Below are 16,066 nucleotides of genomic sequence, written 5' to 3'. Positions count from 1 at the left end.
TGTCAAGGGGTACAAAATATTTACCATAATTGTCAGCAAAGCAATCCCAGTCTTGATGAGATTGCTTCGCTTCGTACCCTTCTCTACGAGAGGCTGCGCCAACGAGAATGCCAACGGCGAACGCAATGACTAATCAACACTGCGTAAGTCCTACCCACCTAAAACTCAAACAAAGCCTGCATAGGCAGGCTTTGTTTAGATAGCTATAGGTCTGTGGGCGCTTTCAGATTTTGCAACAGATTGAATAACTAATCTCAATCAATGTCTCTGGCTGTTCTCTTCACTGCGTTGGCTGCATCTTCAGCTGTGCGCTGAACATTATTACCAGTATCCTCAGCTCCACGCCGAACATTTTTTGTCACGTCTTCGGCAGCATTCTGGGTATTACCCTTGATATTTTCAATTCCACGCTGAGTTCCCTTAACAACACCTTTGCGAACTTCTTCAGCTGAACTGCCAATATCTTCACCCAGGTTCTTCACTCTTTCACCAAAGGGTGTACCTGTTTTGTAATTTTCGCCATATTGCTCTGGGCTGTCAATTCCCTTGCGATCGATATTTTTTTGGGAATTTTTCGCCAGCGCATCAGCTCTGTCATTAGCTGCCTTCTCATCTGATTTCCCTCTGGGATCTACATCACTAAAGTTATTTATCCCACCCTCAGGAGAAGAGAGAGGATAATCTTTTGTGGGATCGTATCGTTGTTGAGTATAACTTGATTGCTGCTTTTCAGGCTGTGGTGGTTGTGTTGCTACTCCTGGATCGCCACAAGCTTGTGTCAGAAATAAGAATATTCCTGCAAAAAAAACAGTTAAAACTTTTAAGGGACGAATGCTTTTGAGCCAATTCATTGCTTTTTTCATACTTCTACTCCGTGCATTTTTGTGACTAAGTTAAACTTCAACCAAGACGGCATCTGGAATTAATTTTACATCCAAGGCATCCAGAAAAAATAAGGGTTCTATCTGCCTACTGCTGGATTTGGCTGTAATTCAGGTCTAGCAGTAGCTTCATCTCCCTTATCTTGCAAAAAGCCGGAAGCTTCTTCAAGATTCTCTTTTACAGTCTCAATCCGATCTTGAATCCGATCTCCTACCTTTGGTTCATTCTGAATCAAACCACCTGGTTCAGGTTCTCGGAAGTCCTTGTCTGTGATAATTGGCAATTCTGCTTCTTTCTGGATTCGACCTGCTGGTGTCTCAGCACCAGGATAAAGTATCTCAGATTCTCTATTTGTTGTAGCAATCAGCAATTGCGAACTTGGTTGTAAGCTAGCTTGGTCGCGTCCCTCATTGGCTTTTGGGTTTGCGATTTTCGGATCGGTAGACATTCTGTAGTTGGTATACTTGTCTCCACCATTCTTATAAGGATTGTTTGCTCCACCAGCTTGTACAGCAGGATTTTGTGGATTTGCACCTTGAGCATTTGCCCCACTACAAGCAGTGCTAACTATCAACAATAGTCCAGCTAAAAAGATAGTTACTATTTGGCGCAATCTTATTTTTTTCAAGAATAGTCTCACAGCGTTCACGTAGTCCTCCTTACCAAAATATTAATAAGTTAAGAGTTTGCTGAATCTTTGGAGTGGTCAGCAAGTTATTGTGCTTGTCTTGGTTTGCTCACTTTCGATAACCTCCATTAAGGATATGAATAATAAAATGCTCTTTACCTCTAGCGCAGGCTACATTTTTCTAAGTATAAAAATAAAAATTTTATCTAACTATAGAGAGATATAAAATAAAGTAATATACTTTTCGTAAAAAGAACTACATCAACCTGTTTGATACTTCAAAATCTTTGGATAGGTAGCTGATGTACTGTAATAGTTGAGGCATTGGCCCCTTGTTGCTCTAAGCGTTAAATTACTAAATTAATGAAGCAATTTTTACGTTGGATAATTTTGGGCGGAACGCTGTTTTTTTTAGCGAAAGCTCTGAAGGATAATTGGGTTGGAGTGACTGCTATCCGCATTGATGGGGTAGGATGGGCAATTATAGCGATCGCTACAGGCGTCACTTTACTAGCACATACTTGGGCAGGCTGGATTTGGACTTGGATTCTGCAAGAGTTAAATCAACCTGTATCATCTCCCCAGTTTATCCAGGTTTACCTAAAAACCAACATAGCTAAATATTTGCCAGGTAATATCTGGCATTACTACGGGCGAATTGTAGCCGCCAAAAATGCCAATGTTTCTGCTGGTGCAGCCACCTTAAGCGTTTTGCTAGAACCCCTACTCATGCTAGCGGCTGCTTTAACTATCATTGTTTTATGCAGCAGCCAATTTGCAGCAGCTAATAGTACTTTTGTTCTGCAAATACTACAATTGCTGAGTTTAGCTATAGTTCTTTGTGCGATTCATCCTTGGTTTTTAAACCCAGTTATTCGCTTCTTGTACAAATTGAAAACAAAAAAGTCTGCTGTCACGACTGAACCAACTGTACCCTTCAGTCTTAAAAACTATCCCCTACGACCTTTGTTAGGAGAATTAGGCTTTATGGGACTACGTGGAACTGGGTTTATATTAACTATGTTCGCTTTGGGTTCGTTGGATGCGAATCAAATTCCTTTGTTGTTAGGGGCTTTTAGCTGCGCTTGGTTGTTGGGGCTTGTGATTCCGGGTGCGCCTGGTGGGTTAGGTGTGTTTGAAGCGACTGCATATGAACTTTTACGACACCACTTTCCATCTGCCCTAGTTTTTAGTGCGATCGCTCTATATCGCCTAATTAGCATTCTAGCTGAAACTGCGGGTGCTGCCTTCGCTTGCTTAGACGAACGCCTTGCGAAATCATGAATCAGGCAACGCTCATTTTTGTCTATCTACCTTCATCTGTGAAAATACACGATAACCATCCAGATCCAACTGCGGATTACTGCTTTGTTCTTCTTCCATCTTAATCAAATTGTATTCTACGTTTTCTGCATGAATTGCAAACGTGATATTAAAAATCTCAATAAAATTTATTACCCCTTTGCATTCTTCTTCTGGATACTTTTCATAAAAACGAATTAGATGAGCAATCCGAGTCTCTAAATGCCTGCGGGAATTTTTAGAAATCAAAATAATCTTTAACAGGATAATCACCAATGTTAGAGAATGACCTTGGTTAATCAATAAGATAAATAATGACGAAGGTTCTTTGCCATTTTCTGCTGTCAAGCAGTCAATGACTCGATTACAGGTTCTTAGAAACAATTCCTTGGTGATAATTTCTTGATTATAATCCGTCTTCCATAAGGATAAAGCATCAGCCAACTGCTGCCGTAAATTTTCAACTATTTCTTGATTTTCTACAGAAAAGAATAGATATTTCTCTAGATTTATTTTAAATTCTTCAAAAGTTTGATTTTGAGTTTGTTTGATAAATATATGGGCAATATTTTCATGGCTAAATACACCTTTTTTTAAGACAATTGATTTTATTAAACGCAGAACATGGTCTCCCAAAATACTGGGATTTGTGTAGCGGTTTGTGCTTGATACGGCAGATTGAGAACGAGCAACATACATTGCTAGTTCAAACTTAAATTTGTCTTTTATCTGTTTAGAAAGCCTTCTGGCAGCCTCTTGCTGCTCTTTAGGATTATTTCCATTAACAGATTGATCGATTAATAAATAGGAAGTATAGCGATTAGCCCAATGACCTTTAGATGATTCGCCATATTTAGTGGCAAATAATTTAATTTCTTGGTAGTCTTTGCTGTTGACAAAATTCTCTAGCCAGCTTTTACAAATTTTTACTGCTGGAGGATTATGAGGCTTTATCTTTAAATTTTCATCAACAAATAAATTAACTAGCTCTTGGATATATTTGTCTTTTCTGTTGGTTTTCCAATTATTAATTATGATGTAGCAACAGCGTTTAAGTGTATTACATAAATCCCGATCGTTATCATCTAAAAAAATGCTGTATATTCCAGGTATATAGTTGGAATCCTCTGAATCAAGACCGTCTATAAATAATCCTTTGAATTCCCGTAAAACATCTTCTGGCGGCAATTTTTTGACAATTTCCACGAAGAAGCTATAAACCTCCTCTTGTGCAATTTGCACATTTAGCTGTTTAGTGTTAGATGTAACACAACGCGGATCTTCCTGACTAATTGGTAAACTATTAGCGGTCATTCCAGTTCTCAGGACAAAAAGGCTTCCTGTTCATATTATTACCAGCTTAACCTTGGCGAACAGTAGCATCAATATATTCTTCAGAGATTCAGTAATCTTTTTACACAAATTTGATAAACTCGGACTATAAATAAAGGATTAAATATAAATTATTTAATCCTTCATCAAATAGTCTAGTGAAATTACTTACTTGGAATCATCAAAGACCATACATAACTAAATATGGGCGAGTTAATCTTTGATTTAGATACAACCCGCCCATACATTCTATGGATGTGACTTTACCCATAACTTTGCCAAGACTAGAAGCATAAGCTTGCCGCAGAAGGGTCTGTGAAGCTTGATATTGCGTCAAATAAATTATAACTTTTCTCTACCTTTAGAACCATAACTTTGCCGCAAGTCAGGATTGGAAGCATAAGCTTGCCGCGAGTAATTATAAAATTTTATTTCTTTTGCCGCCCTATAAACATAGTTACTAAGCGACTCAACTCGCTAAACTGCATTTCCAGCAAGTCAGTTCTTTCTTCTGTGAGTTGAACTTGTTCGTGCAACTTCTCTACACCCTGCTCCAACAAGTTCACTCTGTCTTCAACCGAATCTTCTGGCAACTCCAAATACTGAGCGATTGCCTCCCTAATTACTTGAGTCCTGTCTTTATCATCAAGAATGGCACGAGCATCCAGGGCTTCCAACATAGTTTGGGACAATCTGATTGATATAGTTTTATCTTTACCGATTTTTGACATATTACTTTTGAGATACGACCGTGATATTCTTGAGATACAAAAGATCCGGTCAAGCCAGCAATCATATAAAAGTACGCCAAATACAGGGGTGAAGTAAAACTATGCCGTTATGTTTTGCGCCAAGAGATTGGCAAGAAAGATTTGTAAGAGCCTATCAAACAAATCTCAAAAAGAATTTTTTGCTTGAAGGCTGTACATCAGCAGGAAAAACTGCTGGAGCGCTACATGCTTTCGATTCTCTCAAAAACGTCCTGGACTGGCGCTTCTTAGTTGTTGTTGTTCCAGCGGAACACCTAATGCGGCAATACGCTCAAGATGCATTCAACCTCTTTGGTCTTAATCTTTTTTGCTCAGGAACTGTTAGAAGTTTAGGTAGGCTACCCACGCCAGAAGAGTTACTACAACAAGATTATCACGGATTAGTAATCAGTTATCAATGGCTAACTAGCTCCAACAACGCTAGCTTGCTTTTGAACGATTTGTCTCGAACTGTAGCTGGCAAAGTATTTCTGATTCTTGACGAAGTTCATCATGCTAGTTCTGACCTAGCTTTTGGGCAAGCTTGCGAAACGGCATTTCCAGACACGATTATCTCTCATCGATTAATGACTTCTGGTACACCGTTCCGTTCCGATAACAGAAGAATTTTGGGTAACTGGCTGACTTATGCGCCAGTAGAAGAGAACGCTTACCAGTGTATTCCTGACTTTCAATATAGGTTAGCTGATGCCCTGAGTGACGAAATAATCCCTCCCTTTTCGTTTGTCACGATGGAAGGAGAATTTGCTTACCGTCGAGGTCGCGCTGTCTACAATGGTAGAACTTTTACGAATGCAACTAATGAGCAACAGTTAAAAGATGCTCTGAATACAGCTATTGATGTCGAAGGTGGTTGGGTTCAAGAAGCTATTGTGTGGGCGCATACACGGATGAAACGAGACCGAGCCAAAGGACTTCCTGAATGTGCGACTTACGTCAGAGTTCCGACAATTCTTGCAGCACGACAGATGAAAGAGCGCATTCGTCGTCTTACTAATGAAGATGCTCTAGTCGTAGTCTCTAGAGATGACGAACCCGGCTCAATTACTAATTTTCAGCTTGGAAGAGACTCCAGCGAACAGATTGAACAGTTTGCCGCAGAAACTGGCTACAGTGCGCGGTCTTGGATCATTGGAGTAGGAATGCTAGGTGAGGGCGTTTCAATCAAACGATTGAAATATCGCATTCATGCGACCAATATTCGTGCCATTTTATCATTTATGCAAGATTTAGGGCGTTTGTTACGCCGTTTCCCTGAAGATAATCCTGAGCCTGTAGAAACACTCATTCCAGCCCACCCAGATTTAATTGATTTAGCCGTAAGTGCCTTAAATGAGATTGCTCACGTTGTACGGGAAAGGGAGGAAAACGATAGTAGCCAAGATGAGTCTGGCTCGAATGAAGCAGGGAATTCTCAGGGTGGTCAACAACTAACACTCTCTAATTTTATGCCCATTTCTTCTACAGGAGAATTGGGAAAACAAATTGTGGATGGAGAGGAAATTGAATCTGAATACGCCAATGTTGCTGAATGGGCAATCGCAAATAAACCAATTTGGCAAATCTTTCCTAGAACCCCTGCTCATTTGGCGCAAATGCTGGTGGAAGATAAGCCTTTATTTGACATATTACGCAAAGAATATGAAGAAGCATTTAACCAGACATCAAGCAATCAAGGATCTTCAGTCACTGTTATTCTTCAAGGATTTCCTTCCGAATATAACGGATATTTGCCGACTAAAAAAACTGCTTTTGCTCGTAGGGAAGCCAACAAAAAAGCTTATCGGCTAGCCTGCATTTTATATGGTAGTGCCAGCGAGGACGAAAAAAAAGAAAAAGTGAAGCAAATTCACACAATAGCCAAATCAAGAAACTGTCTTCCAAGCAATAGTTTTATTGCTCACGAAGGCTGGGAAAGGATTTATCAATGGCTATGTGATCGAATTGCTGAAGCGCCAACGCTAAAAGGAATTGAAGATTTATGAATCACAACAATTTTCACACTATTGACCCAGGCCAATCTTATATACCAGATAGTGCTGTTGTTCAGAAAGTTTTGTCTGATAATGACAGATTACCAACTGAACAACATGATAAAGCAGTCAGAGCTTTCTTTGTCTCCGATGGTATAGCCTCTGGGATTGGTAAGGATTTAGCTTTTGTTGACCAGATTCCTAACTTTATCAAAGAAATCATTGATAACAAGTTATGGGAGTGTCTTTACGTGGCAAAGGGAGTTGTAACCCCTTACTACTGCCGTTATACCAAAGGCACAGATGCTGAAAATTTTCAAGCATTCATCACTGCCAAGCGTCCTAATGGTTTAGAAACTAGCGTTGAGACAATAGAACGGGTTTTACAAGCAGATTCTGAAATACAACGCAGGTTTCAGGCGATTATTTACGAATCTCGTCAAGGACAAAGAACTGATCTGATTAATGAAACTTCCCGCAGTGACTGCGGGAAGTTAGGTAGCCTCAGTTCTCGGCAGCAAGAAAACTTGCGAGCTGCAAACCGTGCCGCAGAAGCTATTCCAGCAATAGGAGAGTTACTAGATCGGTCACTTATCGCTATAGATGTAGCAGCATTACTAGGACGTGACATAAAAGACCTCAACAACCTAACAGCAGAAGAACGAGAGTATGTAGACAAACGGGATTTGATTGGGTTGAGAATAAACCAGTACATACATACTAACCCAATTCCTGAAGATGAGGACAAAGAACCTGTTTACAGCCGAGAACTCAATAACCATATTAGAGACATACTAGGCATTAAAGATCGTTCCAAGTCCATACGAATGGACAACCCCAAAAAGGCTGCTGAGAAACTGCTTCAGTTTTATCAAGGGGATAAACTCCAAGAATTGATAACTCATCTACGGCAGGGTATAAACACAAATGCTGATAGCCAAGAGCTAACTAGGGAGCATTCTACCCACCAAAATAGCCAGCATTTTTCAGAACCATCCCCCTATAAACCTTCTGCTCCTTCTACTGAAGTTGAAAACACTAATGGGACACAACCTCATAAAAATCAAGCAGTCTCTGATGAAGCAAAATTAACCCTGAGCGTAGCCGAAGGGTTAAATCCGAGCGAGGCCGAGGCTTTAAAAAGTAAGCAAGCTGAAGTGGACGCATGGGTTAAAACAGGAAAAATAACTACGATACCCTCAAAATCACCATCAGGTTTCGATTCTGATACCAAGGCAAACATACCTCTCCTAAAACCTGCACCTGTTGATAATCGCACATTAGAGTTTGCAAAAGTTCAGGAGCGCGAAACAACGGAACTGCAAACCCTAGATCCAACTATGGCATTGACCTCAGATGAACTGGCACAACGATTACAGGTTAAGCCGGATACACTTCGCTCTATCTTTAACAGAAACAAAGAAAGATTTCCTAAATGGGCAAAAAGACACGACCCAGATGGTTGGGCTTGGCAGCGTAATGACATGAAAAAAGGACGTTGTTGGTTGTTTGTTCCTATAAATGAAACCAATTAGTCATCAACACAGGAGGTATTCATGCTGTCAAAAGCAGAATTTGATGCTTGGTGTTGTCGCCTTCATCTATCTCAACAAACGCAAAACTTAATTGAAAAAATCCGCTCATCAGAACCATCCCGCCGCGTAGGAGGTGGACGCAAAAATGTTTCTGGGCGTTATCCCAGTCGAAAAATGGGAGCTACTATTCAATTTGAGTCTCACCGTGTTGAACTTCCTACTATCTACGAATTTGAGCATGATGAGGAAGTTTTAGAGTTTTACGACCAACCCTCTCCAATCAAATTGGACTATCAAGGAAAAAATGGTCGAAACTTAGGGGTGTTGCATACACCAGACTTTTTCGTGATTAGAAGAGATTGTGCTGGTTGGGAGGAATGTAAAACCGAAGAGGAACTAAAAAAGCTAGCTGAAAAAAGTCCAAACCGCTATTTTTACGATTCTGAAAGTAGATGGCGCACTCCACCAGGAGAAAATTATGCACAACAGTTTGAGCTTTACTACCGCCTATGTGTAGACACTCAAATTAATTGGGTTATCCAGCGCAACGTAATTTTTTTGGAAGATTATTTTCGAGCCGAGTCTCTTCATTTAGAAACTGCAATCAACGCAGAAATTCAGCAGTTAGTATCAAGCTCACCAGGAATTTCCTTGGCTGAACTACTAAATCATGGGACACAAGCTAGTGCAGATGACATTTATGCTTTGATTGCCACAGAGCAATTATACGTTGATTTAAGTGTTGCGCCCTTAGCTGAACCAGAACGAGTTTGTGTTTTTTCCGACAAGCACACAGCTACTGCCTATGGTTTGATGCTAAAAACAACAACTTCATCAACTCCCATGAGTTTTTCTGCGATTAACCTTTCTATTGGGACATCAATATCTTGGGATGGCAAAGGCTTAAGTATTATTCATGTTGGAGACACTGAAGTTACTTTACAGGATGAACTTGAGCAATTAATTCAACTGAAAAAGAGTTTATTTTTAAATCTGGTTCAGCAAGCGAAAATAAAAAGCTTACAAAAATCTGAAACACCAGATATAAAAGCAGAATCTTGGGAGCAATTTTATAAAGCAAGCCCTGAAGACCAAGCAGAAGCCCTTCGCCGCTACAAAGTTATTGAACCATATTTAAATGGAAATCCACCTGAAAACGAAACAGTGTCAGAGAGGACTATTCGCCATTGGAAATTGAAGTATTTAGCAGCACAACAGCAGTACAGTTGTGGTTATATCGGGCTTCTCTCGCATCGTAGTGCTAAAGGCAACCGCACGCGAAAACTGCCAGAAGAAACCTTAGTGCTGATGGAGAAATTTATCCTTGATGACTATGAAACCCTCAAACAAAAGAAAATGTGGGAGGTACATGGTGCTTTAGTCAGGGTTTGCGAACAACAAGGTGCTATTGCTCCAAGCTATAAAGCGTTTACAAAAGAAATAAAGAAACGTTCTAGTTACAAACAAATCAAAAAACGCCAAGGTCGTAGGGCTGCATACAAGCAAGAAACTTTTTATTGGGAACTCAACAGGACAACGCCCAGGCATGGCGATCGCCCATTTGAAATTGCTCACATTGACCATACAGAATTAGATGTTGAATTAGTGTGTTCCCGTACTGGTCGTTCATTGGGTAGACCTTGGGTAACTTTTTTGATAGATGCGTATTCCAGAAGATTCTTAGCTGTTTATTTGACTTTTGACTCGCCTTCATATCGTTCTTGCTTGATGGTGTTACGATTGTGCGTTCAACGCCACAACCGTTTGCCACAGATAATTGTGGTAGATAACGGCGCAGAATTTCATAGCGTTTATTTTGAAACGCTTTTAGCCACTTTTGAATGTACGAAAAAAAATCGACCTCCAGCCAAAGCACGGTTTGGTTCTGTATGCGAACGTCTGTTTGGTACTTCCAACACTCAATTTATTCATAACCTACTCGGTAATACACAGATAACTCGTAACATTCGCCAAGTAACCAAGTCAGTTAACCCTAAAAATCAAGCTATTTGGACACTGGGCTTGCTTTACGAATATCTTTGCGCTTGGGCTTACGAAGTTTACGATATAGATGAACATCCCGCTCTTTTCCAGAGTCCGAGGGATGCTTTTGCTGCTGGTATAGCGATCGGCGGTAGTCGGCTTCACCGGATGATTCCTTACGATGAAAACTTTCAGATTCTTACCTTACCTACAACCTCAGAGGGAAAGGCGAAAGTTCAATCTGGAAGCGGCGTAAAAATTAACTCAATCTATTACTGGTCTAATAGTTTTCGTGACCCGCAAATTGAAAATACCTCTGTCCAGGTAAGATACGACCCGTTTGATATTGGTATCGCTTACGCCTTTGTTCGAGGGCTATGGGTACAGTGTATTTCTCAATATTATGCAGAATTTCAAGGTCGTTCAGAAAAAGAACTGAAATTAGCTAGTGCCGAGTTACGCAAACGCTCCTCAAATCATGCACGACAATCAAGAGTTTCAGCTAAGAATCTAGCGGAATTTTTAGCTTCGGTAGAAGCCCAAGAAGCCTTATTAGAACAGCGTTCTTATGATGCAGAAGCTAAAGAAGTCTTTAGGGTAATTGAAGGCGGAAAAGCTACTTTCAGTCGTAACGAAGAACCAAAAGTTATTCAAATTCCTTTTGGTAATACTGACAATCAAGTGACTGAAGTTCAAGCAAACACTCCAGAAACACTTGTAGTTTACGAGGAGTTTTAGTTATGACAATACTTACCGGATTTCCTCTCAAGCTCCTTGAGCAATCTGTCACAGAAAGGCTTGCCTATTTCGAGAATTACACGGTAGCACATCCCCGACTCAAAGAGGTGTATGAAACTCTAGTGCGGACAATTGCTGAACCAGCAGGTGCGTCATTTATTTTTGTCTATGGCCCTAGCGGTATCGGTAAAACAACTTTACGACTGCGGGTTGAGCAAAAATTAACAGAGTTGGCATTACCTAAGTTGGAAAGCGATCGCGGTTGCGTTCCTGTTGTTGGAGTTGAGGCTGTAGCTCCAGAATCGAGAAACTTTAACTGGAAAGATTACTACACACGCGCCTTAATAGCCTTAGAAGAACCACTCATCGATCACAAGTTTAATTACGGTGTACGAGGTATCTATCGTGATATTTTCGGAAAAATTAACGTTGAGTCGAAAGTGGTCGCACCTGCTCTACGCAGAGCTTTAGAAAACGCTCTCAGCTATCGCCATCCAGATGTATTTTTCATAGATGAAGCGCAACATTTTGGGAAAATGGCAAGCGGACACAAACTACAAGATCAGCTAGACTGTCTCAAATCTGTGGCAAATATGACAGGCATCTTGCATTGTCTGTTAGGAACATACGAATTACTGACATTCCGTAATTTAAGCGGTCAACTCTCACGCCGTAGCGTCGATATTCATTTCCGCCGTTATTGTGCTGACACCGCAGAAGATGTACAGGCTTTTAAAAGTGTATTGTTAACTTTCCAACAGCAGATGCCACTTGCAGACCCTCCAGATTTAGTTACTCATTGGGAATATTTTTATGAACGTACTTTAGGATGTGTTGGCATACTGAAAAATTGGCTAACACGCGCTCTTAAAGATGCTCTGGATCGAGAAGCAACAACCGTCACTCTAAAAGACTTGCAAAAACGTGCTTGGTCAGTTGCTCAGTGTCAGAGAATGTTCAAGGAAATTCAAGAGGGCGAACGACAATTATCTGAAACAGAAACAGATGTACAACATTTACGCTCTGCTCTAGGACTTGGAGCAAAGACAATTGCACAGCCAGAAGAAGCTCCAAAAAAGACTCTTCCACAAGGAAAAGTTGGCAAACGCAATCCCAAAAGAGATCCTATTGGAGTGAATCAAGATGTTAGCTAATGGATTAATAACATACGAATGTTGGGATTTAAAAAAGGTTGCTATTCCATCTCGTAGTCGGTTGTATCAATTAGAGCCTGTTGGCATTGGGAGTTCATTGGTAGAAAGCTTAACTGGCTATATATCTCGGCTAGCAGAAGCTCATTGTGTAACCCCAAAAATTTTAATATCCAGAGAACTTGTATCTTTTATACCTAAGACTTATAGAACTACAAATCTCTTTGAAATGCGAAGCTTGACTGGGGCACTCAATGGATTAGGTACGATGGCATTTGATTTAGTCACAGTACTAGAGTCGATGACTCTACGTAATGATTTGCGCTTCCTCACTCTATTAACATGGACTAATATCTTTCCTCAGAGGAAGTTACTTCGTTCTAGACGAGCTTGGTGTCCCTACTGTTATGAGGAGTGGTATTCCTCGAAAGATCAAGTAATTTACGAACCCTTAATTTGGTTTTTTGAGGCAGTTACAGTTTGTCATTGCCACAATCAGCATTTATGTCAGCAATGCCTTCACTGCAAACGAGATATTCCCCCACTAGCTTCCTATTCGAGGCCAGGTTATTGTCCATATTGCTTAGAATGGCTTGGTGTTACTGCTAATCACCAGTCTTCTGATAACACCCCACTGACCAAGGAAGAGATTATTTGGCAAACGTGGGTTATCAAGACTATTGGAGAGTTACTCGCTACTACCCCCCGCTTATCAAAACCTTTGCAAAGGGAAATAGTTGCCCAAGCGTTTTGTAGGTACGTAGAGCAATTTGCTGAAGGAAACACGGCTGCTTTTGCTCGTATGCTCGAAATTCCCAAAAACAAGGTTTGGATGTGGCAAATGGGAAAAGTCTTGCCAGAACTGAATGTGATTTTGAAAATCTGTTTTACTCTTCAGGTATCTGTACTGGATTTTTTGACTCAAGAGACTCTTAAGGAAAACTCTAGTAAATTTCCTGCTACGCCTCAAAACCAAGTCAGAGATAGCAGTACAAAAAAGCTTGAAGTAAAGTTTGATAGCGATCGCACTCAACAATTACTTGAAAATGTGCTTCAAGCGAATGAACAACCGCTACCGATGACAACAGTGGCGAAACGCCTTGGATATCCTAAGCGAGTTCTTTACAGGCATTTCCCAGAGCTATGCCGAGCGATTTCAGCCGAGTACGTTAAGTATATGAAAGAATCTCGCGTCAAACGAATCGAACAGTCTTGCGAGGAGGTAAAACAAGCTGTTATGCAAGTTCACAATGAAGGTATTTATCCTAGTGAGGCAGCTATTTCAAAGCTATTGGCTAAACCAGGATGTTTTCGTGACAAACAAGTTCGCGCTGCTTTAAGGGCAGCGCGAAAAGAAATTTGTTTGGAACCATAACCTTGCCACCCTTTATTGGAAGCATAAGCTTGCCGTTGCGGCAAAGTTATGGGTAAAGTCACAATGGAAGCCTTTCGGCATTTTAAATTTTTAGTGGGGGTGGAGGGACTTGAACCCACACGACCTTTTACGGTCAACGGATTTTCATTCTCCCGCAGCTTTCACTGCTACCTGATGGCTTTAGCAAAATCAGGTTTTAAGAATTGGACTCTCCCTTTACCCTCGACTTAACGTTAGGGTAGCTCCCGTCGGGTCTCTGCACCTTCCCTCAATTTTGGATTTTAGATTTTGAATTTTGGATTAAAGACTAATCGCAAATCTAAAATTTTTGGGCTTGGCTCAGGATTGCCATGTCTGTTACCAGATTTAGGTTTCCCTGAGTTTGAGAGCTTCCACTTGAGGGATTTCTCCTTCAAGGCTCAGTTATCTAAGTCCGTAGCGTCTACCATTCCGCCACACCCCCGCAGGTGTTTGGCAACTAGTATAACTAGTTATTTTGTGAAGGCAGCAAATACCTCCTCATCTATTCCACCATCAATTGTGTCTTTTGTCCAACATAGATTGAAAATATTTTTTCCAGAGTTAAAATTTTTCCTAGTTTCCTAGTTTCCTGGTAATCCATCTGGATGAGTTTTCGATCTTGTTTGACTAGAGCTTTGTTTGCTAGTGGATTCACTATTATAGCATAATACTACGTTTTATAATCAATTTGGACATATAAGAGGAATTCTGGCGTAGTTATGTTGAAAGCGTCATGACTATAGTTTCCTCAGTTTCGCTCTTCAGCCTATGATGGAAAACAGATGCTTAAGACTTGAAAGTTTATGATTGTCGCCCTGCTGTATCTGATTTTAGCTGGAGCTTACCTTCTAGTAATCCCAATTGCTATTTTGCTGTATCTGAAGCAGCGTTGGTATGTAGCTACCTCCATCGAGCGTACCTTTATGTACTTTTTGGTGTTTTTCTTCTTTCCGGGTTTGTTGGTTCTATCGCCGTTTCTAAATTTTCGACCCCAACGGCGACAAATTGAAGTTTAACTAGATTGGTAGGTCATAACTCTCATGCGACGGATTGACGCGATTGGAATTGGCTTGGGCGTTTTTATTGCTGGCGGCTTGGCTTATGTAGGATTGCAGCTAGTCGGTTTGGATAATCAAAAAGCTGGTATATGGAGCCAAGTCTTACTAATCAGTGGGTTAGTTGGCTGGTTAGCCACCTATTTTTTCCGCGCGGTGGGACAAAAAATGACCTACCACCAACAGCGGGAACAATATGAGCAAGACTTTCTGCAAAAGCGGTTAGATGAGCTTACTCCCGAAGAACTAGCACGAATTCAAGCCCAAATAGAACAAGAAGAGCAATCTCAGGTGTAAAGTTATCATTGGTCAGTTGTTATTTGTCCTTTGTCATTAGTCATTTGTCCTTTACTAATGACCAATGACTAATGACCAATGACCAATGACCACTGACACTTGACTAAAATGACTGCGATTTCTGATTGCTTTAAAACCCTTGGGCACAATCGTGAGTGTGCTCTGATTCCTTTTATCACCGCTGGCGATCCAGATTTAGAAACAACAGCAAAAGCGTTGCAGATTCTAGATCGCAATGGAGCCGACATAATTGAACTAGGTATACCCTACTCCGATCCTCTGGCTGATGGGCCAGTAATTCAAGCTGCTGCGACTCGCGCCTTACAAAGGGGTACGAAGTTAGAGCAGGTGTTGGAAATGCTGCAAGGGATTACTCCCAAATTACGATCGCCTATTGTCCTATTTACCTATTACAACCCAATTCTGCACCGGGGAATTGAAAAATTTCTCTCTTCAGTTGCTGCTGCTGGGGTTGCAGGATTGGTAATACCTGATTTGCCCTTAGAGGAAGCAGCAGGATTGCTCCAAGCAGCTAGTGAGAAGGGAATTGATATCATTTTGTTGGTTGCTCCCACTAGTTCTGCCCAACGGATCGAAGCGATCGCTCATTCTTCCCAAGGATTTATTTATTTAGTCAGCGTCACAGGGGTAACAGGGATGCGATCGCAACTGGAAAACCGCGTGTCCGATTTACTCAAAGAAATTCGTAGTGTTACTGATAAACCCATTGGTGTAGGTTTTGGCATCTCCGAAGCTGCCCAAGCCCGTCAGGTAAAGGAATGGGGCGCGGATGCAGCGATCGTGGGCAGTGCATTTGTGAAACGGTTAGCCCAAGGTACACCAGAGGAAGGACTAAATGCGATCGCCGAATTTTGCCAAAGTCTCAAAGCAGCCATCAAGACCACCAACACCAGCACAAATACTCCTCTTGATTAGACGGGGAAACTAGATTAAAAAAGTATAACAGCGCAGTTTTCCTATCCTTGTTTGGTAGACAATTTGACCGTTATGGTTTTGAATATTA

Annotated in this window: 13 protein-coding genes; 9 read left to right on the top strand and 4 right to left on the bottom strand. The window is 41.0% G+C overall.

Annotated elements, in window-relative coordinates; translation table 11 throughout:
- Positions 1–254: 254 nt before the first annotated feature.
- Both V7L01_RS15010 and V7L01_RS15005 read right to left on the bottom strand, forming a co-directional pair.
- Complete coding sequence (locus tag V7L01_RS15010) at positions 255–863, bottom strand: hypothetical protein (protein WP_335035983.1); 609 nt, start codon at positions 861–863, stop codon at positions 255–257.
- Between the two features lie 98 nt (positions 864–961).
- Positions 962–1,531 (bottom strand): DUF6658 family protein, encoded by a 570-nt coding sequence (locus V7L01_RS15005; protein WP_335035981.1) that lies wholly within the window; start codon positions 1,529–1,531, stop codon positions 962–964.
- Between the two features lie 342 nt (positions 1,532–1,873).
- Here V7L01_RS15005 and V7L01_RS15000 point away from each other — a divergent pair, with 342 nt between their 5' ends.
- Positions 1,874–2,794: a lysylphosphatidylglycerol synthase domain-containing protein gene (locus V7L01_RS15000; RefSeq protein ID WP_335035979.1), complete on the top strand. Its 921-nt coding sequence runs from the start codon at positions 1,874–1,876 to the stop codon at positions 2,792–2,794.
- Positions 2,795–2,806: 12 nt separating this feature from the next.
- Here V7L01_RS15000 and V7L01_RS14995 read toward each other — a convergent pair whose 3' ends face one another.
- Positions 2,807–4,126: a hypothetical protein gene (locus V7L01_RS14995; protein WP_335035978.1), complete on the bottom strand. Its 1,320-nt coding sequence runs from the start codon at positions 4,124–4,126 to the stop codon at positions 2,807–2,809.
- A gap of 446 nt (positions 4,127–4,572) precedes the next feature.
- On the bottom strand, positions 4,573–4,875 hold the full coding sequence (locus V7L01_RS14990; protein ID WP_335035976.1) for a ribbon-helix-helix protein, CopG family: 303 nt from the start codon (positions 4,873–4,875) through the stop codon (positions 4,573–4,575).
- Positions 4,876–4,976: 101 nt separating this feature from the next.
- On the opposite strand from V7L01_RS14990, the gene V7L01_RS14985 reads away from it, so the two are divergent.
- From V7L01_RS14985 to trpA, 8 genes are all read left to right on the top strand, one after another.
- Positions 4,977–6,899, top strand: coding sequence for a DEAD/DEAH box helicase (locus V7L01_RS14985; protein ID WP_335035974.1), 1,923 nt, complete (start codon positions 4,977–4,979; stop codon positions 6,897–6,899).
- Positions 6,896–8,422 carry a hypothetical protein gene (locus tag V7L01_RS14980; RefSeq protein WP_335035972.1) on the top strand — a complete coding sequence of 509 codons (1,527 nt, stop codon included), beginning with the start codon at positions 6,896–6,898 and terminating at the stop codon, positions 8,420–8,422. Before V7L01_RS14985 ends, V7L01_RS14980 begins: the two co-directional genes overlap by 4 nt.
- Before the next feature lie 21 nt (positions 8,423–8,443).
- A complete protein-coding gene (locus V7L01_RS14975) occupies positions 8,444–11,143 on the top strand; it encodes a TnsA endonuclease N-terminal domain-containing protein (protein WP_335035970.1) in 2,700 nt (899 codons plus the stop codon).
- 2 nt (positions 11,144–11,145) lie between these two features.
- The gene (locus V7L01_RS14970) at positions 11,146–12,297 is read left to right on the top strand and encodes an AAA family ATPase (RefSeq protein ID WP_335035968.1); all 1,152 of its coding nucleotides are present in this window, start codon (positions 11,146–11,148) and stop codon (positions 12,295–12,297) included.
- Positions 12,287–13,669, top strand: coding sequence for a TniQ family protein (locus tag V7L01_RS14965; protein WP_335035966.1), 1,383 nt, complete (start codon positions 12,287–12,289; stop codon positions 13,667–13,669). Before V7L01_RS14970 ends, V7L01_RS14965 begins: the two co-directional genes overlap by 11 nt.
- 824 nt (positions 13,670–14,493) lie before the next feature.
- The gene (ndhL, locus tag V7L01_RS14960; RefSeq protein WP_100900242.1) at positions 14,494–14,706 is read left to right on the top strand and encodes an NAD(P)H-quinone oxidoreductase subunit L; all 213 of its coding nucleotides are present in this window, start codon (positions 14,494–14,496) and stop codon (positions 14,704–14,706) included.
- Between the two features lie 24 nt (positions 14,707–14,730).
- Entirely contained in the window at positions 14,731–15,042 is a 312-nt protein-coding gene (locus V7L01_RS14955; RefSeq protein WP_335035964.1) for a DUF3007 family protein, read from the top strand.
- A gap of 108 nt (positions 15,043–15,150) precedes the next feature.
- Entirely contained in the window at positions 15,151–15,978 is an 828-nt protein-coding gene (trpA, locus tag V7L01_RS14950; RefSeq protein ID WP_335036276.1) for a tryptophan synthase subunit alpha, read from the top strand.
- Positions 15,979–16,066: the final 88 nt, after the last annotated feature.

This window comes from Nostoc sp. (assembly GCF_036917095.1).
Lineage (GTDB): Bacteria > Cyanobacteriota > Cyanobacteriia > Cyanobacteriales > Nostocaceae > Nostoc.
The sequence above is the reverse complement of the archived record's forward strand: the minus strand, read 5'-3'. Positions and strand labels throughout refer to the sequence as shown.

Bases quoted from the DNA above. Each gene is read 5' to 3' on its own strand.
- V7L01_RS14990 (WP_335035976.1), bottom strand. From the start codon at position 4,875: ATGTCAAAAATCGGTAAAGATAAAACTATATCAATCAGATTGTCCCAA.
- V7L01_RS15010 (WP_335035983.1), bottom strand. From the start codon at position 863: ATGAAAAAAGCAATGAATTGGCTCAAAAGCATTCGTCCCTTAAAAGTT.
- V7L01_RS14975 (WP_335035970.1), top strand. From the start codon at position 8,444: ATGCTGTCAAAAGCAGAATTTGATGCTTGGTGTTGTCGCCTTCATCTA.
- trpA (WP_335036276.1), top strand. From the start codon at position 15,151: ATGACTGCGATTTCTGATTGCTTTAAAACCCTTGGGCACAATCGTGAG.
- V7L01_RS15000 (WP_335035979.1), top strand. From the start codon at position 1,874: ATGAAGCAATTTTTACGTTGGATAATTTTGGGCGGAACGCTGTTTTTT.
- ndhL (WP_100900242.1), top strand. From the start codon at position 14,494: ATGATTGTCGCCCTGCTGTATCTGATTTTAGCTGGAGCTTACCTTCTA.
- V7L01_RS14955 (WP_335035964.1), top strand. From the start codon at position 14,731: ATGCGACGGATTGACGCGATTGGAATTGGCTTGGGCGTTTTTATTGCT.
- V7L01_RS14985 (WP_335035974.1), top strand. From the start codon at position 4,977: ATGCCGTTATGTTTTGCGCCAAGAGATTGGCAAGAAAGATTTGTAAGA.
- V7L01_RS14995 (WP_335035978.1), bottom strand. From the start codon at position 4,126: ATGACCGCTAATAGTTTACCAATTAGTCAGGAAGATCCGCGTTGTGTT.
- V7L01_RS14965 (WP_335035966.1), top strand. From the start codon at position 12,287: ATGTTAGCTAATGGATTAATAACATACGAATGTTGGGATTTAAAAAAG.
- V7L01_RS14980 (WP_335035972.1), top strand. From the start codon at position 6,896: ATGAATCACAACAATTTTCACACTATTGACCCAGGCCAATCTTATATA.
- V7L01_RS14970 (WP_335035968.1), top strand. From the start codon at position 11,146: ATGACAATACTTACCGGATTTCCTCTCAAGCTCCTTGAGCAATCTGTC.